Source organism: Vogesella urethralis, from assembly GCF_007644045.2.
Classification (GTDB): Bacteria; Pseudomonadota; Gammaproteobacteria; order Burkholderiales; family Chromobacteriaceae; genus Vogesella; species Vogesella urethralis.
This window is the reverse complement of sequence record NZ_VMDW02000025.1, coordinates 1-334: the sequence shown is the minus strand read 5'-3', so window position 1 is coordinate 334 and position 334 is coordinate 1. Positions and strand designations below refer to the sequence as shown.

Sequence of the window (334 nt, the reverse complement as noted above, 5' to 3'; positions counted from 1 at the left end):
GGTAGGGCTGCTCGGGCCCTGGATCTCCGGCGGAATCGAATTTAACTGGCCGCAACATCACCGGCCGACGACCTTTAAGCCGGTCGATTTTTCTATTCAGCAGGGAGAAAACGGCGCGCAGACCGTATGGATGGGGGAAGCGGAGCCCATGCGCGGTTTGCAGGTTATGGCCGGGTTTACGCTCTATCCTGACCGCGCGCTGATTGAAATCACTGGCAAGATCTTCAATGGTAACGCCACGCCGCGCCATTTCCTGTGGTGGGCCAACCCTGCAGTAAAAGGCGGCGATGCCCACCAGAGTGTATTCCCACCCGATGTCACCGCTGTATTCGAC

At 58.4% G+C, this 334-nt stretch carries 1 protein-coding gene; it reads left to right on the top strand.

The window, feature by feature from the left end:
- Positions 1 to 334, top strand: a 334-nt coding sequence (locus FLQ03_RS01015; protein ID WP_144374148.1) for a DUF5107 domain-containing protein, incomplete at both ends; no start/stop codon positions are given.